The sequence below is a fragment of the Frateuria sp. sgz306004 genome (assembly GCF_057750885.1).
Map to the genome: position 1 here is coordinate 348376 of NZ_JBYLFE010000003.1, position 24009 is coordinate 372384.

General features: G+C 64.4%; 23 protein-coding genes and 1 tRNA gene. 16 read left to right on the forward strand and 8 right to left on the reverse strand.

Annotated features, from left to right (window positions below; translation table 11 throughout):
- Nucleotides 1-4 precede the first annotated feature (4 nt).
- The 14 genes from ruvC (at nucleotide 5) to AC3G2C_RS07845 (ending at nucleotide 11404) form a co-directional block, all read left to right on the forward strand.
- Entirely contained in the window at nucleotides 5-523 is a 519-nt protein-coding gene (gene ruvC, locus AC3G2C_RS07780) for a crossover junction endodeoxyribonuclease RuvC (protein WP_488384058.1), read from the forward strand.
- Nucleotides 523-1122 (forward strand): Holliday junction branch migration protein RuvA, encoded by a 600-nt coding sequence (gene ruvA / locus AC3G2C_RS07785; RefSeq protein WP_488384059.1) that lies wholly within the window; start codon nucleotides 523-525, stop codon nucleotides 1120-1122. Before ruvC ends, ruvA begins: the two co-directional genes overlap by 1 nt.
- A 3-nt stretch (nucleotides 1123-1125) precedes the next feature.
- Nucleotides 1126-3027 carry a potassium transporter Kup gene (locus AC3G2C_RS07790; RefSeq protein ID WP_488384060.1) on the forward strand — a complete coding sequence of 634 codons (1902 nt, stop codon included), beginning with the start codon at nucleotides 1126-1128 and terminating at the stop codon, nucleotides 3025-3027.
- A 99-nt stretch (nucleotides 3028-3126) separates the two neighbouring features.
- A complete protein-coding gene (ruvB, locus tag AC3G2C_RS07795; RefSeq protein WP_488384061.1) occupies nucleotides 3127-4176 on the forward strand; it encodes a Holliday junction branch migration DNA helicase RuvB in 1050 nt (349 codons plus the stop codon).
- A complete protein-coding gene (ybgC, locus tag AC3G2C_RS07800; RefSeq protein ID WP_488384062.1) occupies nucleotides 4169-4597 on the forward strand; it encodes a tol-pal system-associated acyl-CoA thioesterase in 429 nt (142 codons plus the stop codon). Before ruvB ends, ybgC begins: the two co-directional genes overlap by 8 nt.
- A gap of 37 nt (nucleotides 4598-4634) precedes the next feature.
- Entirely contained in the window at nucleotides 4635-5324 is a 690-nt protein-coding gene (gene tolQ / locus AC3G2C_RS07805) for a protein TolQ (RefSeq protein ID WP_488384063.1), read from the forward strand.
- Nucleotides 5325-5327: 3 nt separating this feature from the next.
- Entirely contained in the window at nucleotides 5328-5765 is a 438-nt protein-coding gene (gene tolR, locus AC3G2C_RS07810; protein WP_488384064.1) for a protein TolR, read from the forward strand.
- Nucleotides 5762-6706 carry a cell envelope integrity protein TolA gene (gene tolA, locus AC3G2C_RS07815; RefSeq protein ID WP_488384065.1) on the forward strand — a complete coding sequence of 315 codons (945 nt, stop codon included), beginning with the start codon at nucleotides 5762-5764 and terminating at the stop codon, nucleotides 6704-6706. Before tolR ends, tolA begins: the two co-directional genes overlap by 4 nt.
- A complete protein-coding gene (tolB, locus tag AC3G2C_RS07820) occupies nucleotides 6703-8031 on the forward strand; it encodes a Tol-Pal system beta propeller repeat protein TolB (RefSeq protein WP_488384066.1) in 1329 nt (442 codons plus the stop codon). Before tolA ends, tolB begins: the two co-directional genes overlap by 4 nt.
- A gap of 250 nt (nucleotides 8032-8281) precedes the next feature.
- Nucleotides 8282-8788, forward strand: coding sequence for a peptidoglycan-associated lipoprotein Pal (gene pal, locus AC3G2C_RS07825; RefSeq protein ID WP_199100308.1), 507 nt, complete (start codon nucleotides 8282-8284; stop codon nucleotides 8786-8788).
- 104 nt (nucleotides 8789-8892) lie between these two features.
- Nucleotides 8893-9699, forward strand: a complete 807-nt coding sequence (gene ybgF, locus AC3G2C_RS07830) for a tol-pal system protein YbgF (protein ID WP_488384067.1) — start codon at nucleotides 8893-8895, stop codon at nucleotides 9697-9699.
- Between the two features lie 10 nt (nucleotides 9700-9709).
- On the forward strand, nucleotides 9710-10402 hold the full coding sequence (gene queE / locus AC3G2C_RS07835; protein WP_488384068.1) for a 7-carboxy-7-deazaguanine synthase QueE: 693 nt from the start codon (nucleotides 9710-9712) through the stop codon (nucleotides 10400-10402).
- A 156-nt stretch (nucleotides 10403-10558) separates the two neighbouring features.
- The gene (gene queC / locus AC3G2C_RS07840; RefSeq protein WP_488384069.1) at nucleotides 10559-11248 is read left to right on the forward strand and encodes a 7-cyano-7-deazaguanine synthase QueC; all 690 of its coding nucleotides are present in this window, start codon (nucleotides 10559-10561) and stop codon (nucleotides 11246-11248) included.
- 80 nt (nucleotides 11249-11328) lie between these two features.
- Nucleotides 11329-11404 (forward strand) — tRNA-Lys (locus tag AC3G2C_RS07845).
- 450 nt (nucleotides 11405-11854) lie between these two features.
- Here AC3G2C_RS07845 and AC3G2C_RS07850 read toward each other — a convergent pair.
- Both AC3G2C_RS07850 and AC3G2C_RS07855 read right to left on the reverse strand, forming a co-directional pair.
- Nucleotides 11855-12007, reverse strand: coding sequence for a hypothetical protein (locus AC3G2C_RS07850; RefSeq protein WP_488384070.1), 153 nt, complete (start codon nucleotides 12005-12007; stop codon nucleotides 11855-11857).
- A gap of 96 nt (nucleotides 12008-12103) precedes the next feature.
- A complete protein-coding gene (locus AC3G2C_RS07855; protein WP_488384071.1) occupies nucleotides 12104-13540 on the reverse strand; it encodes a sensor histidine kinase in 1437 nt (478 codons plus the stop codon).
- A gap of 446 nt (nucleotides 13541-13986) precedes the next feature.
- Here AC3G2C_RS07855 and AC3G2C_RS07860 point away from each other — a divergent pair, with 446 nt between their 5' ends.
- A complete protein-coding gene (locus tag AC3G2C_RS07860) occupies nucleotides 13987-14508 on the forward strand; it encodes a DUF3617 domain-containing protein (protein ID WP_488384072.1) in 522 nt (173 codons plus the stop codon).
- A 63-nt stretch (nucleotides 14509-14571) separates the two neighbouring features.
- Here the strand turns inward: AC3G2C_RS07860 and phnD are convergent, their stop codons facing one another.
- Both phnD and AC3G2C_RS07870 read right to left on the reverse strand, forming a co-directional pair.
- Entirely contained in the window at nucleotides 14572-15639 is a 1068-nt protein-coding gene (phnD, locus tag AC3G2C_RS07865) for a phosphate/phosphite/phosphonate ABC transporter substrate-binding protein (protein ID WP_488384073.1), read from the reverse strand.
- Nucleotides 15640-15828: 189 nt separating this feature from the next.
- Nucleotides 15829-16527: a LuxR C-terminal-related transcriptional regulator gene (locus tag AC3G2C_RS07870; RefSeq protein ID WP_488384074.1), complete on the reverse strand. Its 699-nt coding sequence runs from the start codon at nucleotides 16525-16527 to the stop codon at nucleotides 15829-15831.
- A gap of 256 nt (nucleotides 16528-16783) precedes the next feature.
- Between AC3G2C_RS07870 and AC3G2C_RS07875 the strand changes: the two genes are divergently transcribed.
- The gene (locus AC3G2C_RS07875; RefSeq protein ID WP_488384075.1) at nucleotides 16784-18631 is read left to right on the forward strand and encodes a type VI secretion protein IcmF/TssM N-terminal domain-containing protein; all 1848 of its coding nucleotides are present in this window, start codon (nucleotides 16784-16786) and stop codon (nucleotides 18629-18631) included.
- A 21-nt stretch (nucleotides 18632-18652) separates the two neighbouring features.
- Here AC3G2C_RS07875 and AC3G2C_RS07880 read toward each other — a convergent pair whose 3' ends face one another.
- From AC3G2C_RS07880 to AC3G2C_RS07895, 4 genes are all read right to left on the reverse strand, one after another.
- Nucleotides 18653-20497, reverse strand: coding sequence for an ATP-binding response regulator (locus AC3G2C_RS07880; protein WP_488384076.1), 1845 nt, complete (start codon nucleotides 20495-20497; stop codon nucleotides 18653-18655).
- 155 nt (nucleotides 20498-20652) lie between these two features.
- Complete coding sequence (locus tag AC3G2C_RS07885) at nucleotides 20653-21372, reverse strand: TVP38/TMEM64 family protein (protein ID WP_488384077.1); 720 nt, start codon at nucleotides 21370-21372, stop codon at nucleotides 20653-20655.
- Nucleotides 21369-21926 carry a nucleoside deaminase gene (locus AC3G2C_RS07890; protein ID WP_488384078.1) on the reverse strand — a complete coding sequence of 186 codons (558 nt, stop codon included), beginning with the start codon at nucleotides 21924-21926 and terminating at the stop codon, nucleotides 21369-21371. The genes AC3G2C_RS07885 and AC3G2C_RS07890 overlap by 4 nt, the downstream gene beginning before the upstream one ends.
- Before the next feature lie 25 nt (nucleotides 21927-21951).
- Complete coding sequence (locus tag AC3G2C_RS07895; protein WP_488384079.1) at nucleotides 21952-23721, reverse strand: glutamine--tRNA ligase/YqeY domain fusion protein; 1770 nt, start codon at nucleotides 23719-23721, stop codon at nucleotides 21952-21954.
- Nucleotides 23722-24009: the final 288 nt, after the last annotated feature.

The following is a 24009-nucleotide window of genomic DNA, read 5'->3' on the forward strand; positions in this document are numbered from 1 at the left end:
GTCCATGACTCGCATCATCGGCATCGATCCGGGCAGCCAGCGCACCGGTGTCGGCATCATCGATGTCGACGCCCGTGGCAAGCTGTCCCACGTTTTCCATGGCGCGCTGGCGGTAGCCGGCGAGGCCACCTTTCCCCTGCGCTTGAAACGCATCTTTGACGAGCTGTGTGCCATCATCATCGAGCATCGGCCGGATGAGTGTGGCGTGGAGCGCGTGTTCATGGCGCGCAATGCCGACTCGGCGTTGAAGCTGGGGCAGGCGAGGGGCGCCGCGATCTGTGCGGTTGTCAGTCAGGGGATCGCGGTGCACGAGTACGCGGCGACGGAAGTCAAACAGTCGGTGGTCGGCAGCGGCCGCGGTGACAAGACCCAGGTACAACACATGATCGGTGTCCTGCTCGGACTCAAGGGGCCCTTGCAGGCCGACGCGGCAGATGCGCTCGCCATTGCCGTCACCCATGCGCATACCCGCGCCAGCCTGGCGCGCGTGGGTATTCCGCGCACGGCCTGGAGGCGTCGCTGATGATCGGTCGTCTTCGCGGCACGCTCGTTTCCAAGCAGCCGCCGTGGCTGATGGTGGAAGTAGGCGGTGTGGGTTACGAACTCGAAGCCCCGATGTCCACCATCTATGACCTACCTGCCACCGGCAAGGAAGTCACCCTGCTCACCCACTATGCGGTGAAGGAAGACAGCGTGGCGCTGTACGGCTTTCTGCACGAGGCCGAGCGCACGCTGTTCCGTAATCTGCAGAAGGTCAGTGGCATCGGCGCCAAGATTGCGCTGGCCGTGCTATCGGGCGTGTCCACCAACGATTTTGCGCGACTGGTGCAGGCCGCTGACGTGGTCGCACTCACCAAGATCCCCGGCATCGGCAAGAAAACGGCCGAGCGCATGGTGGTGGAGCTGCGCGATCGCGTGGACGGCCTGGCCGTGAGCTTGCCGGGCGCAGGCAACCAGCCCAATGCCGCGCCGCTCGATCCGGCTGGCGAAGCCACCGTGGCGCTGCAGCAACTGGGCTACAAGCCGGCGGAGGTCACCCGTCTGGTGCAAAAGGTCGCCGCCGAAGGTGATACGGCCGAATCGATCATCCGCAAGGCGCTGCGCGCCGCATTAGGGAACTGACACGTGACTCCGGATTCCAGCCACGGCCTCTCCGACGCCGACGCCAAGAAACGCCTGGCCGCCCTCGCACTCGGCGCCATTGGCGTGGTGTACGGCGACATCGGCACGAGCCCGCTGTATACCTTGCAGACCACGCTCAGCCATGACGGCATGAAGCCCACGCCAGAGAGTATTTTCGGTGTGCTCTCGCTGATCTTCTGGGCGCAGATCATCGTGGTGTCGCTCAAGTACGTGGTGTTCATCATGCGCGCCGACAACAAAGGTGAGGGCGGCATCATGGCGCTGCTCGCGCTGGCCCTGCGCAGCGTGCGCGGCGATGCGCGTCAGCGCTGGCTGCTGGCCATCATCGGTATCTTTGGCGCTGCGCTGTTCTATGGCGACGGTGTGATCACGCCGGCCATTTCAGTGCTCTCGGCCGTGGAAGGCGTAAAGGTCGCTGCGCCAAATCTGGAGCACTGGGTGGTGCCGATTACTGCCGTCATCCTGTTCCTGCTGTTCACCCTTCAACGCCACGGCACCGAGCGCGTGGGCAAGCTGTTCGGGCCGGTGATGGTGGTGTGGTTCATCGTCATCGCGCTGCTCGGCGCGCGCATGGTGCTACACAATCCGCATGTCCTGTTGGCGCTGAACCCGATGTACGGCGTGAAGTTCTTCTTTACCCATGGCATGCAGGCCTTCATCGCGCTGGGTGGCGTGGTGCTGGCGCTGACCGGCGCCGAGGCGCTGTACGCGGACATGGGGCATTTCGGCAAGCGTCCGATTCGCCTCGCCTGGTTCAGCTTCGTGCTGCCGGCACTGGTGCTGAACTATTTTGGCCAGGGTGCGTTGCTACTCGACCATCCGGAAGCCATCGACAGTCCGTTCTTCAAGCTCATTCCCGAGCCGCTGCTATATCCGATGATCGGTCTGGCCACCGTGGCTACCGTCATCGCTTCGCAGGCGGTGATCTCCGGTGCCTTCTCGATGACGCGCGAAGCCATGTCGCTGGGTTACTCCATGCGCATGCCCGTGGTGCATACCTCGCGCGAGATGTCGGGCCAGATCTTCGTGCCGTGGGTCAACAATTTCCTGTTGGTGATGGTGCTAATGGCGGTGTTGGGCTTCCGCAGCTCGGACAACCTGAGCGCGGCCTACGGTATCGCCGTGACCGGCACCATGACGATCACCACCATCCTCGCCTTGATCGTGGCACGTCGCCAATGGGGTTGGAGCCGTCTCGCGGTTATCGCGGCGGGCCTGTTCCTACTGACCATCGACCTGTCGTTCCTGGGCGCCAACCTGATCAAGATCGAATACGGCGGCTGGTTCCCGCTGGTGCTGGGCGTGGGCGTGTTCATCGTGATGACCACCTGGCGTCGTGGCCGCGAGCTGGTGGTGCGCGAGATCAAGCAGTCCGGCCTGGCGCTGGAGCCCTTCATCGAAAACATCGCCGAGCATCCGCCGCTGCGCGTGCCGGGTACGGCGGTGTTCCTCACCGCAAACCAGCATGCGGTGCCCCATGCATTGCTGCACAACCTCAAGCACAACAAGGTGCTGCATGAGCGCAACGTGCTGCTGACGGTGGAAATGCTGGAAACGCCGACCGCCGACGCCAGCGAACGCATCGACATCACCGAGATGGGCGGTAATTTCTACGGCTTGGCGCTGCGCTTCGGTTTCGCGGAGGACCCCAACATCCCCATGGCCCTGTCCAAGTGCTCCAAGTCCGGCTTGCCGTTCGACATGATGGATACGACGTTCTTCTTGTCGCGCGAAACCATCATTGCCGACGCCAAGCGGCCAGGTATGGCGCTGTGGCGCGATAAGCTGTTCGCCTTCATGGCCCGCAATGCGTTGCCGGCCACGGCGTTTTTCCAGATCCCCGGCAATCGTCTGATCGAGCTGGGTGCCCAAGTCGAAATCTGACTCTGAAGGGCGCCGCAAGGCGCCCTTTCTGCACGCGGATGGCCGTATGGGTGGGGATTTTTAAAGCCGGCGTCATCCGGGTCTGCCATAATTTGGCCCATGACCGAACACCGCATCGTGACCGCCGCAGCCCATATGGACGACGAGGCCCTGGAGGCTTCCATCCGTCCCAAGCGGCTGGCCGAATACCTGGGCCAGCAGGCGGTGCGCGAGCAGCTCTCCATTTACATCGAGGCGGCCAAGAAGCGTGGCGGTGCGCTCGATCACGTGCTGATCTTCGGGCCGCCGGGCCTGGGCAAGACCACTCTTAGCCATGTCATCGCCAACGAGCTTGGCGTGAACGTGCGCTCCACCTCTGGCCCGGTGCTGGAGCGGGCTGGGGATCTGGCTGCCTTGCTGACCAACCTCGAACCGCACGACGTATTGTTCGTGGACGAGATCCATCGTCTTTCGCCCGTGGTGGAAGAAGTGCTCTACCCGGCGATGGAAGACTTCCAGATCGACATCATGATCGGCGAAGGCCCCGCCGCCCGCTCGATCAAGCTGGACCTGCCGCCGTTCACCCTGATCGGTGCCACCACGCGCGCCGGCCTGCTCACCGCGCCGCTGCGCGACCGCTTCGGCATCGTGCAGCGTCTGGAGTTCTATACGCCCGACGAGCTCACGGCCATCGTGCGGCGCTCGGCGCGCATCCTGGGCATTGCCTGCGAACCGGAAGGGGCGCAGGAAATCGCCCGTCGCGCCCGTGGCACGCCGCGTATCGCCAATCGCCTGCTGCGCCGCGTGCGCGATTACGCCGAAGTGCGCGCCGGCGGCGAGATCACCCGCGAGGCCGCGCGTGCCGCCATGGACATGCTCAAGGTGGACGCCGAGGGCTTCGACGAGCTCGATCGCCGCCTGCTGGGCACCATCATCGAGAACTTCGACGGCGGTCCGGTGGGCGTGGAATCCCTGGCCGCCGCGCTCAGCGAGGATCGGGGCACCCTGGAAGACGTGGTCGAGCCCTACCTGATCCAGCAGGGTTTCCTGGTGCGTACCGCCCGGGGCCGCATGGCCAGCGCCAAGGCCTGGCGCCACCTGGGCCTGACCCCGCCGCAGCGCCAGCCCGCCCCTGCCGACCTCTTTACAGCCGATAACGCCGATGTCTGAGCTCTCGCAAGGCCCCGCCACCGAGCCGTTCCAGTGGCCGGTGCGCGTCTATTGGGAAGATACCGACGCTGGCGGGGTGGTCTACCACGCCAGCTACCTGCGTTTCATGGAACGGGCCCGCAGCGAGTGGCTGCGGGCCATGGGCATCAGCCAGTCCAGCTACAAGGAAACCACCGGGCTGGCCTTCCTGGTCCGGGAAATGCAGATCGATTTCCTCAAGGCGGCCCTGCTGGATGATGAACTGTCCGTAAGCGTGGAAGTCAAAGAACGGCGCGCAGCCAGTATCCTTTTCGCCCAGACGATCCGCCGGGCGGACGGCGCGGAGCTGATTCGCGCGAAGGTGCGCGTGGCGTGCGTCGATGTCCGCCGCATGCGTCCGGTGCAGATTCCGGCCGATTTCATCCCCGGCCTTTCCCCCTAATTCAATATCAGTACGTGCGCTGGAGAACCTTCGAGCAATGAACGGTGGAGTGAACATTTTCAAGCTGATCGCGGATGCGAGCATCCTGGTGCAGTTCGTGATGCTGGTGCTGCTGGTGCTCTCGTTCCTCTCCTGGGTGATCATCATTCGCAAGGTCTCCCAGTTGAAGGCCGCGATGGAAGAGGCCGAGAACTTCGAGGAGCGTTTCTGGTCCGGCGCCGACCTTGCCCAGCTGTTCCGCGAGGTGAGCAACCGCAACGGCGACAACGGCGGCATGGAGAACGTGTTCGAGTCGGGCTTCCGTGAATTCGTCCGCCAGCGCCAGCGCCGCGTGCATGACATGCGCATCGTCATCGAAGGTTCCGAGCGCGCCATGCGCGTGGCCGGCACCCGCGAGATCGGTCGCCTGGAGCGCAACCTGGAGTTCCTCGCCAACGTGGGCTCGATCAGTCCGTACGTTGGCCTGTTCGGCACCGTCATCGGCATCATGGGCGCCTTCCAGGGCCTGGGCGAAATGAAGGACGTGACCATCGCCGTGGTCGCTCCGCACATTTCCGAAGCGCTGATCGCCACGGCCATGGGCCTGTTCGCCGCCATCCCGGCGGTGTGGGCGTACAACCGTTTCGCCAACAAGGTCGAGCGCGTGGCGTCCCGCTACGAGGTGTTCCAGGAGGAGTTCTCCTCCGTCCTGCAGCGCCAGATCCAGTCCGACGAGGCGGGGCACTGATCCATGCGTAGCTCAGCGCGCCACAAGCGCTTCAAGCTCAAATCGGAGATCAACGTCGTTCCCTACATCGACGTGATGCTGGTGCTGCTGATCATCTTCATGGTCACCGCGCCCATGATCAACAAGAACGTCGACATCAACCTGCCGCAGGCCAACGCCAAGTCGTTGCAGGACAAGAAGGACCCAGTGATCGTGGTGGTCGACCAGCACGGCCAGCTGTTCCTGACCCTGGGCACGGACAAGCGCCAGCCGGTGGACGTGGACACCATGAAGACCAAGGTCGGCGCCTTCGTAAAGGCCAACCCGGACGTGAGCGTGCTTGTGGCCGGCGACCGTGATGGCAAGTACGACGGTGTCTACCAGGTGCTGGCCGATCTGCAGCAGGCCGGCGTCTCCAAGGTCGGCCTGATGAGCGCGCCGGAGTCGAGCAACAAGAAATGAGGGCCGACTCCCCCAAGGGTACGTCCAAGGCTGTCGTACTCTCCGCCATTCTTCACTTGGGCATCGTGGGCTTTCTGGCCCTCGCGGTGATTCCGTGCTCGTTCTACGAGAGCATGTTCGAGACGCTGCACTTGCCGGCGAGCTGGAACCCGATCACCTGCGCCAAGCCGATCCAGTTAGCGGGTGAGGTGATCGAGGCCACTCTGGTTGGCCCCACCGGCGCGCCGCCGCCGAAGGCCGCCCCGGCCAAGCCGACCCCGGCCACCGTGCCGCCGCCACCGAGCGTGCCGCCGCCGCCCTCGGTGGAAACACCCAAGATCAAGACCCTGCCGCCTCCGCCGGAACACCCGGACGTCAAGGATCAGGAGAAGGTAGTGGCCGACGCGGCCCAGAAGGCCGAAGACGCCAAGCGCGAGCAGGAAGAGAAGCAGAAGCAGCGCGCGGCCGAGTTGGACGCCCAGGCGGCCAAGCACAAGCTGGAAGAACAGAAGAAGGTCGACGAGCTGTTCGCCAAGATGGATGCGGCCGACAAGTCGGTCAAACAGGCTCAAAGCAAGGCCAATCAGGCCAAGCAACAGATGCAGGACCTGCAGAACGCCAAGGACGACGGCATGGAGAACGTGCCGCGGGCCAACCAGCGCCAGACCGGCCAGAACGGTCCGGATGCCGGCTTGCTGGCCCAGTATTTGGCGGCGATTCAGAACGCGGTCACGCAGAATTGGCTTCGCCCGGATAACATGCCGAACACGCCGTGCATCGTGCATATCGTGCAGCTGCCGGGCGGCGACGTGATGAGTGCCAAGGTCGACTCCAGCTGTCCGTACGACGAAGCCGGCAAACGCTCCATCGAAAACGCCGTGTTGCGCGCCCAACCGTTGCCCTACAAGGGCTTCGAGAGCGTGTTCCAGCGCCAAATTGATTTCACCTTCAGGCCGCAGTGATGGATCCCATGCGCAAACTGAGCTCTAGCCTCTCCCTCGTTCTGCTTTTTGTGGTCGCGCTGTTTGCCGGCCCGGTAGCAGCCCAGTCGCTCAACGTGGACATCGTCGGCGGCCTGAAAACGGCCACCCCGATCGCCGTGGTGCCATTTGCTCAGGCCGGCGGCGCACCGCTGCCGACCGACCTGGCCGACGTGATCCGCAACGACTTCAATCGCTCGGGCAAATTCCGCTCGCTGGCCAAGAGTGAAATCGTCGAGAACCCGTCCAAGGGCTCGGATATCAATTTCGCCACCTGGCGCCTGCTCAAGCAGGACTACATCACCGTCGGCCGCGTCAGCGACGCCGGTGGCGGCATGCTGCGCGTGGAATACGAGCTGTGGGACGTCAACAAGCAGCAGAGCCTGCTCGCCCAGGCGTACACCGCCCCGGCCGGCGACCTGCGCGGCGTGGCCCACCAGATCGCCGATGCCATCTACGAAAAAATCACCGGCGTACGCGGCGCGTTCTGGACCCGCATCGCCTATATCACCGCGGTGGGCCTGGGTAACAACACCACCTACTCGCTGATCGTGGCCGATTCGGATGGCTACAACCCGCAGGTCGTGGCTCGCTCGCGTGAGTCGTTGCTGTCGCCGTCGTGGTCACCGGATGGTCGCAAGATCGCCTATGTGTCCTTCGAGAGCGGCAACTCGGCCATCTACGTGCAGGACATCACCACCGGTTCGCGTCAGCTGATTTCGGCCCGCGCCAAGGGCATCAATGGTGCGCCGAACTGGTCGCCGGACGGCAGCAAGCTCGCCCTGGCCCTGTCCTATCAGGGCAACCCCGAGATCTACGTGATGGACGTGGCCTCCCGCCAGGAGACCCGCCTGACCAACAACCTGGCCATCGACACCGAGCCGCGTTGGACCCCGGACGGCCAGAGCATCATCTTCACCTCCGATCGCTCCGGTCGCCCGCAGCTCTACCAGATGCCGGCCAGTGGCGGTTCGGCTGAGCGCATCACGTTCCAGGGCCAGTTCAACGCCAACGCCTCGATCAGCTATGACGGCAAGCAGATCGCGATGGTGCAGGGCAACGGGAACGTGTATCGTATTGCTATTATGGATCGCAGTCTGGGTGGGCAGGTGCGCTTCATCTCGCCGGGTCCGATCGACGAAACCCCGAGTTTCGCGCCCAACGCGAGCATGCTGCTGTATGCCGCCTCCGAAGGCCGCCGTGGCGTGCTGTACGCCGTGTCGGCCGACGGCCTGGTGCGGCAGCGTCTGGTGCTCGCCGATGGCGACGTCCGCGAGCCGGCCTGGGGTCCTTATCGTCAGCGTTAAACAGTTGATGTCGTGGGGCGAAAGCGTCACGACGACGTGACCCGGGCGTGAAGCCTCCAACGACACGCTGGGTCAAACCGCTTGCTGGCTGCGGCAATCCGTCGCGGTCGGTGGGCCAGGCGGTTGCGAGACAGCGCACCGTCGGCAGCAAAATGTCAAAATAACAGCCGGTTCACCGGCGAACACTGTCCCGAAACCGCAATCATTTATTGACTGTCGGAACTCAAACCTGTTTGAAGGAACGTCCACCATGAATAAGACCGTTCGCGTCGCCCTGGTCGCCCTGCTCTGCGTTGGCGCGGCCGCATGCTCGAAGAAGCAGGAAGTCAAGCCGCAGCCGGCTCCGGAGCAGACCCCGGTGACCACCGCTCCGGCGACCTCCAACAAGTACACCCCGGCTGATCTCGACACCGACGCTTGCCTGCGTCAGCGCGTCGTGTACTTCGACTTCGACAAGGATGAAATCAAGCCGGAGTTCCAGCAGATCATGGCGTGCCACGCCAAGTACCTGCAGGATCGCCCGATGGCGCAGATCCGCCTGGAAGGCAATGCTGACGAGCGCGGCACCCGCGAGTACAACCTCGGCCTCGGCGAGCGCCGCGGCAACGCCGTGTCCAGCGCCCTGCAGTCGAACGGCGGCTCGGCCAGCCAGATCAACGTGATCTCGTACGGCAAGGAAAAGCCGGTGTGCCGTGAGCACAACGAAGACTGCTGGAGCAAGAACCGTCGCGTCGAGATCGTCTACACGGCGAAGTAATGAAGAAGCAACTGGCTAACAGCTTTACAGCCAGGATGAGCATGGCGGGCGCGTTCGCGTCCGCCATGCTTTTTGCTGTCCCGGCACTGGCACAGGATTCCCGCTTGAGCTTGGCCGACCGCGTATCGCGGCTGGAGCAGCAAGCGCAGAACCAGAATCAAGGCGGCACCACCCTGGTGAACCAGGTGCAGGGGCTGCAGTCGCAGTTGCAGCAGATGCAGGGGCAGATCGAAGAGCTCCAGCATCAGTTGCAGGAGGCGAACGACAAGAACAAGGCGCAGTACGTGGATCTCGATTCGCGCCTGGGCCGCCTCGAAGGCGGCGCCGGTGCTGCAGCGGGCAATCCAGCTAATGCGGCCAACAACGGCAACAATGCCGGCAATGCCACTCAGCCTCAGGCTGGCGCGGCCCCGGCTGCCGCACAGCCGGCGGCGGATGCGGGCAAGGCAAGCAAGGCCACTGCAGGCGTCGCGGCGAACGCGGCTGCTGCCGGCAAGGGTGCTGCGGCACCGGCCAATGCGGCAGGTGCGCAGGCGGCCTACGACGAAGCCTTCAAGTCGTTGCGCGCGGGCGATTACGTCACCGCGTCGCGCGGTTTCCGTAGCTTCATCCAGCAGTACCCGGACAGTCCGCTGCTGCCCAACGCCTACTACTGGCTGGGCGAGTCGTACTACGTCACCATGAACTACCCGGTGGCGCAGGAGGCGTTCCAGCGCCTGCTCAGTCAGTTCCCGCAGAGCGAAAAGGCACCCGACGCCATGCTCAAGCTGGGCTACACGCAGCTCGAACAGAAGCAGACTGACGCCGGCAAGGCGACGTTGAAGAGCGTTACCACCAAGTATCCGGGTTCCAAGGCTGCCAGTCTCGCCCAGGAACGCCTGCGCCGCCTGCAGTTGCAGCCGGCCAACTGAGGTTCGTGTGGTGAGTAGCAGCGACTCCAACGTGGCAACCGCCACGTCGGCCACGACGCAGACCGAGCGGCTGCGCATCACCGAGATCTTCCATTCGATCCAGGGCGAGGCCGACGCTATCGGTTGGCGCACGGTGTTCGTGCGCCTCACGGGTTGCCCGTTGCGCTGCGCGTGGTGCGATACGGAGTATTCGTTCTACGGCGGTGACTGGCGTGCCATCGACGACATCGTGGCTGAAGTGGCCTCGCATGGCGCGCGGCATGTCTGCGTAACCGGCGGTGAGCCACTGGCGCAGAAGCGCTGTTTGATCCTGCTGCAGCGCCTGTGCGATGCAGGACATGACGTGTCGCTGGAAACCTCCGGCGCGCTCGATGTGTCGCAGGTGGACCCGCGTGTGCGCAAGGTCATGGACCTGAAGGCGCCCGATTCGGGCGAGGTCAAGCGCAACCTTTGGTCGAACATCGACCACCTGTTGCCGCATGACCAAGTGAAGATCGTCATCGCCAGTCGCGCGGATTACGAATGGGCGCGCGAGGTGGTGGCCGAGCACCGGCTCATGGATCGTTGCATGGTGCTGTTCTCGCCTGTGCATGGCGCGGTGAAGCCGCGCGAGCTGGCCGAGTGGATCATCGCCGACAAGCTCGACGTGCGTTTCCAGTTGCAGCTGCACAAGCTGCTGTGGAACGACGAGCCCGGACACTGATATTCCGGTAGCGGATGACGTCGTGGCGGTGCCGTACGCGCCGTTTCGGCTGGCAACGCAATGCATCTGCGCCACGCTTACCGCGCATCGGCCTGTCTTGCCGTTGGCGCTTTATCGGCCGGATCACCGGCTTGAAACGAAGGAGTGCAACATCCCATGTCTGAATCGTCTCCCCGCAAGGCCGTCGTGCTGGTTTCCGGCGGCATGGACTCGGCTGTCACCATCGCCATTGCGCGTGAGCAGGGCTATCAGGTGCATGCATTGAGCGTGGCCTATGGCCAGCGCCACAGCGCGGAGCTGGAGGCTTCCGAGCGTGTGTCGCGCCTGCTTGGCGCGGTGGAGCACAAGACGGTGCAGGTCGATCTGCGCGCGATCGGTGGTTCCGCACTGACGGCGGATATCGATGTGCCGCTCGACCAGGACAGCGGCGAGCAGGGCATTCCGGTGACCTACGTGCCCGCGCGCAACACCATCATGCTGTCCATTGCGCTCGGCTGGGCCGAAGTGTTGGGTTCCAGCGACATCTGGTGTGGCGTCAACGCGGTGGACTACTCGGGGTATCCCGACTGCCGTCCGGCCTTCATCGAGGCCTTCGAGACGCTCGCCAATGTGGCGACCAAGGCGGGCGTGGAGGGCGCGGGCATTCGTATCCACGCGCCGCTGATGCGCATGAGCAAGGCGGATATCGCGCGCGAAGGGCAGCGCCTGAACGTGGATTTCGCCGAGACGGTGAGCTGTTATCAGGCCGATGCGCAGGGGCGTGCTTGTGGTCATTGCGACGCCTGCCGCCTGCGTTTGGAGGGGTTCAAGGCTGCCGGCCTGCCGGATCCGACCCGCTACGTGTGAACCGAAGGAGGCCCGACTCAAGCCTTTAGCTTGTGCCGGGGGCCTCTAGCCCATAAAATTGCGGGCTCGCTTTTGAAGATGGGCCGTTAGCTCAGTCGGTAGAGCAGTAGACTTTTAATCTATTGGTCGATGGTTCGAATCCATCACGGCCCACCATCAAAGCACAACCCGCCTCGTCGCGGGTTTCTTTTTGCCTTGAGTTCGGGCATTGGAAACAAAAGAGCCCTCCAGAGGAGGGCTCGCATTAACGCGTAAGGGATGCTCTGATTTTGATCGTCATCCCAGCGAACGCTGGAAGCGCATTTCAACAGCCGAAGGGCTGGTCATCCAGTGCCTTGCCTGTAAATCTTTGAACGTAAGGGCGCTGGATTCCTGCTTCCGCAGGAATGACGAACAAAAGTCGATTAATCAGACCTTCCTAAGGGAAACTCTGATTTTGATCGTCATCCCAGCGAGAGCTGGAAGCGCATTTCAACAGCCGAAGGGCTGGTCATCCAGTGCCTTAAATCGCTGAATGTAAAGGCACTGGATTCCTGCTTCCGCAGGAATGACGGACAAAAAGTCGATTAATCAGACCTTCCTAAGGGCGCATTGACCGATAGGCGCTTACGGGCCGGGGTCATCCATCAGCGGTCGCTTGTCGTGCGTGGGGTGTGCGGGGCGTCGCCACCGCAAGAGACTGCCGTCGATGCTGGTGAGGCTGGCAAGGCGCAACACCGTGGCTACGGCCGCGCCATTGGCGAGAATGTGGAACAGCATGGACTCCCCTCGAAGCTGATCCGCAAGATATTGCTATCAACGGCGGATGTTCGCAAGTCCATGTGTTGCGAAGCTTTTTTCTTTCGTCAGGCTGTCTCAGCCCGCCTGCCGCCAGGCGGGTGAGGGGTGTTTGCGCTGTGCAGGATGGCGCTCCATCACCGGCAGGCGAGGCAGGTCAAACCAGAACGTGCTGCCGTGGCCGGGTTCGGAGCGAAGGCCGATGCGGGTGCCCAGCAGGCGCGCGAGACGCTCGGCGATGGCCAGGCCCAGGCCATAGCCATTGCGCCGCTCGCTTTCACCGGCCTGCAACTGCACGAATTCCTCGAAGATTCGCTGCTGGTGGATGATGGCGATACCGGGGCCGTTATCGCGCACTTCGATGCGGATCGCCTGGCCGCGGCGGCGCGCGGCGATCATCACGCGGCCATGTGGCGCATTGCTGATGGCATTGCTCGCCAACTGATAGAGCAGGCTGGCGGCGATGTCGGCGTCGCCGTGCAACTGATGATGACTGCCGCGCCACACCAAGGTGACATGGTTGCGGGCGGCTTCGTGGTTGAGCGAAGTGCGATCGCGCATGAAGAGCTCGGCGGCGGTGAAGCCCGCAGGCTTTACCGCGATGACGCCGGCGTCCAGTCGCGAAATCTCCAGTAGTGCGTCGAGCAGGCGGGTCATCGCGCCGATGCTGGTGCGCATTTGTCGGAACAGCGTCTGGCGTTCCTCCTCCGTACCGTTGTCGATGCCGGCGGCGAACAGTTCCAGTGCTTGCAGCGGCTGGCGGAAATGGTGGCTGACCAGGGCGATGAACTGCGACTTGCTGCGCGTCGCCGCCTGGCTCTGGCGCAGGCGGTCGAGTGCCTCCATCGCATTGTCGTGTTGCCGTGCGCTCCAGTCGCGGCGCTGCTCTTCCTGCAACTCGGACAGGCGTGCAAGGGTGAGCTGGATGTCATGGATCTCGGCACTTGCCGGGGCCAGATCGAATGCGGGATGACGGCCATTGACCAGTTCGTGCAGCGCGTCACCTATCTGCGCCATAGGCGCAAGCACACGATGGCGCAACGTGACGCGCGCGAGCCACGCCAGCACCAGCACACCCAGCGCGCAGAGGCCACCCAATAGCCAAACCATCCCTTGTGCGCGGCGCAGCGGCGTGGAGTCGATCTGCATGCTGAACCAGGAGGCGCCGTCTGAGCGCGTTTGCACATCCTTCCGATAGGTGAGGCCCGCACGCGGCGGAATGCCTCCACTACTCCAGAAACTGCCGTCCCTTCGATGCAACTCGATGCGCTGGAGTTGATCGTCTCGCCCTTCGCGCAGTGCTTGATCCAGGGTGGCCTGAGGAGACGCGGTGAGGTCATCTCCAAGTTGGCCGGCCAAGTGCTCCATGCGCAGTGCCATGGCGGTATCGGTACGTTCACCAAGGATATGCGTCTGCTGCACGCACAACGCCAGGATCAGCGCGAGCGCCGCCAACGTACTGGGCAGCACGACGTCGACGAGCAGGCGGGGGAGCAAGTGTGGGCGTGCTTCCATGCGTCACACCCTCCCGGATCGTCGCCCAGGCGCCATACCAGCATGCGCTGTTATGGAAGACCGTGAGCCGGACATGGCGAGCGTCAACTGCATCGTGATGGACCCGCTACTGAGTAACGATGGGCGTAAACCGTGGGGCTCGCCCACCCCCGGAGCCGCCCTGGTTCGCACTCTAATAAAACCGCTGTAGGGCGACGATAGCCCAGTTCGTCTAGCGCGAGCCGCCATAGTGCGAATGGCCTAGTTCTTTTTGGTCAGGCCAGTACGCAGGTTCACCTGGCCGTCCGTTAGGCGCTTCGTTCGATGGCCGGAACACCCATGCAACGCAGCTATGCGGAGATGGCGAACTGGCTCTTGAGGTGGCGCAGACGCAGTGCCGTGACGCCGGGGCGTTTTGGCGTTACCTTGCACGCCGCGAGACCCCATCGGGTCAAATGGAGATTGTCATGTCCGTACGTAGCCGTGTGTTGCTTGCCGTTTCCCTGCTGTGCGTTGCTGGCGCTGCGGCGGCCGTGGACCTTCCAGCCAATATGCCCAAGCGCAAGGCAGGTCTGTGGGAGATGCAGACCTCCGGCATGGGCGGTCAAGCGCAATCCACCAAGCTTTGCCTGGACGCTGCCACGGATCAGGACATGTACAAGATGGGCGCGCAGATGAGCGGCCAGATGTGCAGCAAGTTCAACGTCAATGTGCAGGGCAGTACTGTTGTGGCCGACGCGGTGTGCAACATTCAGGCACCGAGCGGCGCGATGAACATCACCAGCCACAGCGAAACCCGCTTCGAGGGTGACACCGCCTATCACACGGACACCAAGATCAAGTACGACCCGGCGTTGATGGGGCACAGCGAGATGGCGGTGACCAGCACGGGTCGCTGGGTGGGCCAGTGTGCGGCAGGTCAGAAGCCGGGCGACATGGTGATGCCCAATGGCGCCACCATGAACATCAAGGATATGCAGGCGCATTGATTGCCTTGCGCATGACGCCGCGGCGCATGGCGGCGCATGCTAGGCGGGCATCGTGAATAGGCTCTACGGTGTGTTCGGCGCCATCAGCCGGCGCACCAGGGCTTCGTGCTCGGTGTCGATCTTGTGCAGGCGCGTTTGCATGGCGGCGTCGCTCACCCATTGGGCGCTGTAGGCGCGCCGCCGGTCCAGGTTGAATTCGATATCGGCAAACGGCACCAGTGCTTCGTTGCCGGCGGGTGCGAAACCGCTGATGTCATGGATGAGTTGCAGCTTGGCGTGTTCGGCCACGGCGTTCTTGCCCTTGCCGTACGAGGTGAGCGCGTTGGCGACTTGCTGACGCAAATCCGCGGGCAGGTCGGTGCGGATCACCACCACGGCATGAGGAATCATGCTGGAGGTCCATAGCACGCGCAGACGACCGTATTGGTCGGGAAAACGCTGCGCAAAACGCTCCAGGTCGGCCGTGTTGTTGGTAGCCACGTCCACTTCGTTGTTGGCCACGGCGAGCGCATTGTTCTGGTGATTGTCGACGCTCACGCTGGCGAAGAACGTGTCCGAATCCAGGCGGCGATTGGCGAATAACTGGGTCTCCGGTACCAGGTAACCGGACACCGAAAGCACCTCACCCCGCGCGTAGTGCAGCCGGCCCGGTTGGCGGAACAGATCGTCGACGCTATGCAGGGGCGAGTCCCTGGCTACCAGCAGCACGGAATAGTACCCGCGCGAGCCATTGGTGCGAGTGAGCTGGGCGATGACCTGCATGCGGTCGTGCAGCACGGCGTCCAGCGCCAACCGCCCGGACACAAAAGCAAAATCCACGCGCTCCTCGGCCATGGCTTCCCCGAGCCCTTCGTAAGTGCTCACCGAGAGGCTGTGGATGGGCAGGTGCAGGGTCTTGCTGAGGTCTTCCAGCATGGGGCGCCACGCTTCCAGCGATTCGGACGGGCCGCCAATGGGCAAAATGCCGAAGGTGAGCGAGCGAATATGGCTGGCGCCATTGTCAGGCGGATCGGCCAGCGCCGATGGAGCTAGCGCGACCGCGCAAGTAAACACCGTCCATCGAAGCAGGGCGCGCACCTGCGGGCCGAGGTATCGGCGCAGCACCTTGGCGCTGTCCCACTTGGGCGACACGGTACCTCCCACCGTTGGTGACGCAGCCTTGGGCGCTTGTCCGTCCGGAAAGGCCGCTGTCGCAGCATACGTGGTGGTTGTCAGTGACAGGTGAAGGTGGGCGCTGCGGGTCGACTGGCTGCGCTGCCACGACCGAGGCTCCCATCGACGGGCGGTCGATAGGGCGCAGGCCCGCCCGAGTACAGGCTCCTAGAGGCCGCTGATGCGACGCGAGGCGACTACCGCTTCCACGCGGTTGCGAACGTTGAGCGCGCGGAAGATGGCCGCGAGGTGGATTTTGACAGTGCCTTCACTGATGCCCAGGTCGCGCGCGATCAGCTTGTTGGGCTTGCCTTGGGACAGCAAGCGCAGCACGTCGATCTGGCGCTCGGTAAGCAGCTTGCGCAGGCGCTCCTCCAGCGAATCGGCTGCTACAGCCGGCGGCGCTTGAGTCAGCGGCGCGCTGGGTGCGGTGCTGGCCGTGCTGGTGGCGGCACCGTCGGCACGCTCCTGCAACAGCAGGGGCGGCACGTAGACGCCACCGGACAGCACCAGACGCACCGCCGAGAGCATCACATCGGGCGAATACGCCTTGGGGATGAAGCCTTGCACGCCCATGGCGAGCAGACCCTTCATGAGGCCCGGGTCTTCCGAGCCGGATAGCACTATCACCGGCACCTGCGGCAGACGCTCGATGACTTCAGTGAGATGGTCGTTGCCATGTACGCCGGGCATCGCCAGGTCGATCAAGGCGAGCGCGAACGAGCTCGCGTCGGGCGCATGAATCGCCTCGCGTAACTCGGCCATATCCATGGCCATGACAAATTGGGTATCGGGGCCCAGCTCACTCAGCTTGAGCTTGACCCCTTCGACGATCAGCCTGTGGTCGTCTGCGATCAGTATGCGCATGTCGTTCCCCATGGCGTCATGCGGCGATCCGGTAGCTGCATCCACGCTGGTGCAACATAGCCCCTGCCTGTCTTCGCGGCAACCGGGTAGCGCCTACGAATGGTCTAGCCACAAGGAGATATGGCCGGCCCCCCGGGCCCTTATGAGAATTGGCAACGCACTAGGGGGATTTGCCTATGGGTCCATTGTTCCGGGCCAGATCATGGCCTGTCAGGCCACGCCAGGGAAATGGCACCGACAACACGCAGGCATTGCCTTGAACTGGATACCGGAAGTGGATGTCGCCCGCAGCCTGCCCAGCGGGCGCCTGGACGAGGAGTTGCAGAGACGGCGCGCAGGCGCAACGCTTGAGGGCATGCGACTGCTGGAGTGCTTTGCGCCCTTGTTCTCGTACGGCCTGTTTCTGGACGAACAGGTCGATTCTTTCGCGCGCCCTGAATCGGTGGCAGACGCTCACGCGCATGCCCGCCAATTGGTGGAGCTGGCGCGTCAGGCAGCGCTGACCACCGGCAAGCCGCAAGCCCAGATCGAGATGGCCGCTTTCGCCGCCGTCGCCTGGTTCGATGAAATGATGGCGCGCCACGAGGGCGGCCGTGACCCCGCCGAGAGCCTGCAACTCAGCCTGTTTCGCACCAGCAGCGCCGCCACCGAATTCTTTGATCACCTGGCCAGCTTGGGCAGCGAAACGGAGGCGGTGCGCGAGGTCTACGCCATGGCCTTGCTGCTCGGGTTCACCGGTCAGTACTACTACGAGCAGGGTGACAGCGGCGAACTGGGGCGCATCAAAGCCTTGCATTGCCGGCCCAGCGTAACGGCCGATGCCGTGTTGCAGACCCTGCAGCGTGAACCGATCACGCCGCAGCCCTATCAAGTGCCCAGCACCCCGGTGTCGCCGCTGCAGGTGCCTTGGGTCAGCCGCCGCACCGCCCCGCTGGTGGCCTGTGTGTTGGTGGTGCTGGTGTTGGTGGCCTTTGTGGGGCCGGCCTTTAGCCTGTCCATTCCGGCGCAGGTGTGGTCGTGGGCCGGAGTGGCGGTCGCCGTCGCGGGCGCATTCGCCTGGCTGGGCGCGTTGGGGTGGCATCATCTGGTGCTGCGCCGCGCGCATACGCGTGTGGCTGAGCATCCCGATGCCGGTTATGGCATCGGCGATATGTGGACTGTGCTGGCTGACGCCTTGCGGCACGCCCGCGGCGCATTGCTGCATCCGTTCCGTCGTCGTGGTGAATGGCGGCGCATGTCCCGCCACCCTTGGTTGCTGTTTGCTGGCGACAGTGCAGGCCAGGTACGCAACCTGCTGCAGGCGGCTGCCAAGGCGCCGCACGCGCGAGCGTTGGCAGGCGATGACGCGGCGCGTCCCTGGCATTGGTGGCTGTATCGCGCAGTGGTTGCGGTGGAGCCGGGCGGTAGCCTGGTTCGTGCCCCGGAGCCGCCGCGCGCGCCGGATTCTCCGTGGCGACGCGCCCTGGCGCTGCTGGCGCGCGAGCGCCGCAAGCTGCCCTTGGATGGCATTGTGGTGTGCGTGGGTGCCGATCGCCTGCTCGAGCCCATTCCCGCGCACGAATCACCGGCACAACGTCTGTACGACATGGTGGACGAGGCCGTGCAGACCCTGCATCTGCAGTTGCCTCTCTATGTGGTGGTAACGGGCTTGGAGTCCTTGCCTGGATATGGCGCGTTCCGGCAGACCTTGCCGGCGGCCGCGTTGCGCCGCGCACTGGGATGGCGCGTAGCGCCCTCGCGCCTGGATAGCGCGGCGGGCGGGCGGCTGCCCGTGTTGGTCGGCGGCACCATGGAGCGCCTGCGCGTGGTGGCCACGGCGGCGCTGGCGGAGCGGCGCGATCCGCATGGCCGGCGCCAGGCGTTCGAATTCCTTTGGTCGCTTTATGGGCTGCAGGATGGCCTGGAGTTGTTCCTGTCGCAGCTGCTGAGCGGACCCTCCATCGCGGGGCGTCGTCTGCATTGGTGTGGTACGTACTTCACCGCAGGGCCACAGAATGAAGCGCCGGGCGGCGATTTCGTGGAGGATCTGTTTCAGCGATTCCTTCCCGGTGACTGGCCGCTGGCGAGGCGCGTGGCTGACACCGATAACGCGGAAAAGAACTAGGCGCCTGCGCTATTCGGCGTTTCAGGCGGCTGCGCGAATCGAGTTCCAGGCCGTCATCATGGCTTCGCGCAATTGTTCGGGCGACACCGGCTTGTAAAGCACCGGGATCTTGGCCGCCATGATTTCACGCAAGCGATCGCTACGTGTTTCGCCGGTGATCAGTAGACGCGAGAAGGGCTGGTAGCCATCGCGCTGGTAGTGTTCGTCCAGTGCGGCAAGCACATCCAGGCCGCTTTCGCCGTCGCGCAGGCGCAGGTCGGAGATGACCAGGTCGGGTGGCATCGCCCATTCCTCGGTCGCCAGCAAGGCTTGCGCGCGATCTTCGGCCACCGCTACATCGCAACCCCAGCTGCGTAGCAGATAGCGGATGCCGGAGAGGATGGCCGGTTCGTCATCGATCACCAGCACGCGCATGCCCGAAACATCCATGGGTGTTTCGTCCAGCGCATGGGGCAGCTGTTGCGGCGGAACGTTGGGCAGGTGGAAGCTGAAGACGCTGCCGCGACCGGGCGTGGATTTGAGTTGCACTTGGGTATCGAGCAATTCCGCCAGGCGCTGCACGGTAGCCAGGCCAAGGCCCAGTCCGCGACGCGGGCCGGTATCGCGCTCGCCGCCGCTGTGGCACTCCACACGATAGAACTCATCGAACACGCGCGCCTGGTGTTCCGGTGCGATGCCGCTGCCGGTGTCCCACACATCCACGCGCACGGTGTCGTCGTTCCGTCGCCGCGCTACCACCAATACGCCGCCTTGCTGGGTGTAACGCAGGGCGTTGCTGACCAGGTTGTTGAGGATGCGTGCCAGCATGGTGCGGTCACTGCGCACCCACAGGTCGGTCGCGCGCATGATCAGGCGCAGCCCGTGCTGCTCGGCGATCATGCGGAAATTGCGGCTGACTTCTTCGAACACGAGGTCCAGCGGAAATTCGGTGATCTCGATCTGCATGGCGCCGGTTTCCAGGCGCGACAAGTCAAGCAGTTCGCTGAACAGATGATCCAGCGCTTCCACGCACTCCTGGATGTGGGCGATGCGATCCAGTCGTACCGGGTCGCGCTCGTCCACGGCCAGCGAGGACGAGAACAGCGTGAGCGCATACAGCGGCTGACGCAGGTCGTGCGAGGCGGCGGCGAGAAAACGTGCTTTGGCTACGCTGGCGGCTTCCAGCGCGGCGTTCTTGCGGGCCAACTCCACCGTGGCCTGTTCGATCTCGCGCTCCATGCTGCGTTGCACGTCGAACAGTGCGGAGGCAGCGCTATTGAAGCCGCGTTGTAGTTCGCCAATCTCGTTTTCGTCGGTGACCTGCACCTCGACGTGGCGATCGCCGCGCCCCAGTTGATGTACCGCAGACACCAGCCGACGCAGGGGCGCGCTGATCCAGCGGGCGGCTTGCCAGGCGATGACCGCGGCCACGAGTAGGCTGATGCCCAGGGCGATCAGGGCGTGTTGCAGGCTTGCGCGCTGCGCGGCAATGGCGTCGCTCAGGCTCACGTCGACCAGCACCGAGCCCAGCACGGGGTGGTCCGAGCGATCGGTGTCGATCACGTCATGGGTCACCGTGAGCGTTTCACTGCCGCTGGTACCACTGCGACCGAGGTCGTCGGCGAGGATCTCGCCATCGGCGGCGCGAATCTGCACGCGCGCCACATGCGGCAATTCGCCGATGGATTCGGCGATGCGCACCAGCTCCTTGCGCTGCATATCGCGAAGGGGGGCGGCGGAGACCGTGGCGGCCTGGCTGGCAATGGCGTCCGCGGTGTTCTGCGCCATACCGAGCAGGCTGCCGAACTGGTGCTGGGTCAGCATGGTGACCAGGAGGGTGGCGGTGACCAGCGTGGGCACGAGCGCGACCAGCGCCAATCGCTGCATCAGCGATGTGCGCCGCCACCATCGCACCGCTCGGGAGTTCGCCCCTGCGCCCATTTGGCCGTGACCCTGTCCGACGCTCCCAGCGCCAGTGGGTGCCAGCCTAGCGCGATTCATCGGGCGAGGTCAGTCATCCCATTGGCCGAGGGCGCATGCCTTCAGTGAGGTGGGTGTTTGCCCTGGCGATACTTGCGCAGGAGGCGCTCGGCCAGTGGCGCGAGGGCGGCCATCACCAGCACGGCGCACAGCGGCATCCAAACGCCACGCTGCAACAGCAAGCCCGCTCCGATGTGGCCCTGACTCTGCGCCAATGCATCCCCCAGGCCCGAACCGATGGAGGTTTCGAAGAAGGTGGTCACGGTTCCACCCAGCCAGGTGGCGCCCAGGAACAGCCACAGCTGACAGCGCAGCCAGGCCAAGCCCACCGTGACCAGCCCGAACGGCGCCACCGGCACAAAGCGCAAGAACATGGTGTAGGCCAGCGGGTGACGCTCGAAGCCGTGATGCAGCTTTTCGACGATGGCCGGCGGGTGTTTGCTGCCTGCGCCGAACGCGTAGCGACTGGCCAGGAACAGGATCAGCGTGCCCAGCATCAGCCCGATGGACGAGTAGAGCGTGCCTTCCAGCACGCCGAAGGCGAAACCACCGGCCATGATCACCACCACCGCGCCCGGGATGCCGGTGGCCATGGCCAACGTCAGCAGACCGATATAGGCCACCCGGCTCAGCCAGGGCGCGTCCGCGATGTTCTGGCGCAACTGCGTCTGATGCAGCACGAGCTGCTCAGGGTGCAGGCGATCCAGCACGCCTGAGCTGAACAGCACGATGCCTGCGATGACCAGCAGGATCAGTGGCAGCGCGGCGCGCAGGCGGCTCAATAGTGCTGTCCGCTCTGGCCGTACGCGGCCAGCACGCCACGGGCCTGTTCGCGCAGGATGTCGCGGCGCACGGCGATGCCGCGACGTTCGAGTTCACCGACCCAATCGGCCGGCAACGGGCCCTCGTCGAACTCGGTCAGCTCCTCCACGTCTTCGGCGCGTGCGCCGATCAGCAGCTCGTCCACGCCCGCCCACACGGTGGCGCCGTAGCACTGGCAGCACGGCTGCGCGCTGGTGGCCAGGGTGTAGCGACCGCCGCCTTCATTGATGCGGAAAGCCGCAAGGCGCTGCTGGGCGGCCATGTAGGCCATCATTTCCGCATGCGCCACGGAACAGGTTTGCGGAACCACACGGTTCACGCCTACCGAGATCACGCGGCCTTCCTCGTTGAACACGGCCGCGCCGAACGGGCCGCCATGACCCTGTTCGATGTTGTGGCGCGAGAGTTCGATGGCGAGGCCAACGCGCGCCTCGTCGGTGGTGTACAGCTTGCTCATGTCCACCACGTCGCCGATCCACGGCGGCAGGGTCAGGTGAATCTGCAGACGCAGCATCCCTATCTCCTTATGGTTGCCAGCGTCAGCCAGCCTGCTTGGCCCAGGCATCACGCAGGGTGACGGTGCGGTTGAACACCGGTGCATCGGGCGTGTGGTCGATGCGATCGGCCACGAAGTAGCCCAGGCGTTCGAACTGGAAGCGCTGCTCCGGCTCGGCACTGGCCGCCGCCGGCTCCAGCCAGGCGTGCACCACGCGCTTGGCATCGGGGTTGATGTGCTCGATCCAGCTCTTGCCATCGCTTTCGTCGTCGGGGGCGGGCACGTTGAACAGACGATCGTATACGCGCACTTCCGTCGACACGCCGTGCTTGGCGCTCACCCAGTGGATGGTGCCCTTCACCTTGCGGTCGGCACCCGGCATGCCCTGGCGCGATTCCAGGTCCAGCGTGCAGCGCAGTTCGGTCACGTTGCCGTCGGCATCCTTGAGGATCTCCTCGCACTTGACGATGCCCACGCCGCGCAGGCGCACCTCGCCCTCGGGCTTCAAGCGATGGAAGCCCTTCGGCGGCACTTCGGCGAAGTCTTCGCGCTCGATCCACAGCTCGCGCGAAAACGGCACGTGGCGCGTGCCGAAGCTCTCGTCCTTCGGATGGTTGGAGAAGGTGAGCTGTTCCTCGTGTCCTTCGGGCAGGTTAGTGATGACCAGCTTGAGCGGATCGAGCACGGCCATGCGGCGCGGCGCGATGGCATCGAGGTCCTCGCGCACGCAGTTTTCCAGGATCGAGTAATCGATGATGCTGTTCTGCTTGCTCACGCCCAGGCGTTCGATCAGCAGGCGCAGGCCGCCGGGCGTGAAGCCGCGACGACGCAGGCCGCGCAGGGTGTTCATGCGCGGATCGTCCCAGCCGTCCACCAGGTTCTCGTTCACCAACTGGGCGAGCTTGCGCTTGCTGGTGATGGAGAACGACAGGTTCAGGCGCGAGAATTCGATCTGGCGAGGCTTGGCGGGCTCGGTATGGAAGCCGCCCTCGCGCAGGTGCTGCCAGAGTTCGGGATGGTTCACCAGGTCCACCTTGTCGACGAACCAGTCGTACAGCGGGCGGTGATCCTCGAACTCCAGCGTGCACAGCGAGTGCGTGATGCCTTCCAGCGCATCGGACAAGCAGTGCGCGTAGTCGTACATCGGGTAGATCGGCCACGCGTCACCGGTGTTCTGGTGGGCGATCTTGCGGATGCGATAGATGGCCGGGTCACGCATGTTCATGTTGCCCGAGGCCATGTCGATCTTCGCGCGCAGCGTCTTGGCGCCGTCGGCGAATTCGCCCTCGCGCATGCGACGGAACAGGTCGAGGTTGTCCTCCACGCTGCGGTCGCGGAACGGCGAGTTGCGGCCCGGCTCGGTGAGGGTGCCGCGATAGGCCCGCATCTCTTCCGGGTTCAGGTCGTCCACGTAGGCCAGGCCGTCCTTGATCAGCTTGACGGCCGCGTCGTAGAACACCTCGAAATAGTCCGAGGCATGGCGCAGGTCGTGCCACTCGTAGCCCAGCCAGCGCACGTCGTCCTTGATGCCCTCGACGAACTCGGGGTCTTCCTTGCCGGGGTTGGTGTCGTCCAGGCGCAGGTTGCACCAGCCGGTGAACTCGCGGGCAATGCCGAAGTTCAGGCAGATGGCCTTGGCGTGGCCGATGTGCAGATAGCCGTTGGGCTCGGGCGGGAAACGCGTGCGGATGGCGTGGTGCTTACCGCTGGCGAGGTCGTCGCGGATGATCTGGCGAATGAAGTCGCGTTGGCCCTCGGCCTGCGGTGCGGCGGGCGGGACGATGGTTTCAACACTGGCTTTTTCGGTGGACATCGGAACGGGACGCTCGTGCGCGGTGGACGGAAACGACCAAGTTTACCCGTTCCTAGGTGGGGTTGTTTCGTCGGATTTCAGGGGGCGGCGGGCCCTTGCCGAAGCTCGCGACATCGGCCTGCGACTTCGCTCCGGGCGCAAGGCGTGCAGGTGTGATGGGCGCAGGCTGGTCGGACTCCTTTGCCCATCACCCCTGTGGCTGCGCGGGTCGATGGCTTTGGCGGTCCTTGGCTTGGCCGGCTGCGTCCCCAACGGCAGCCGCATTGGGTGGCCTAAGGAGGCGAGGCA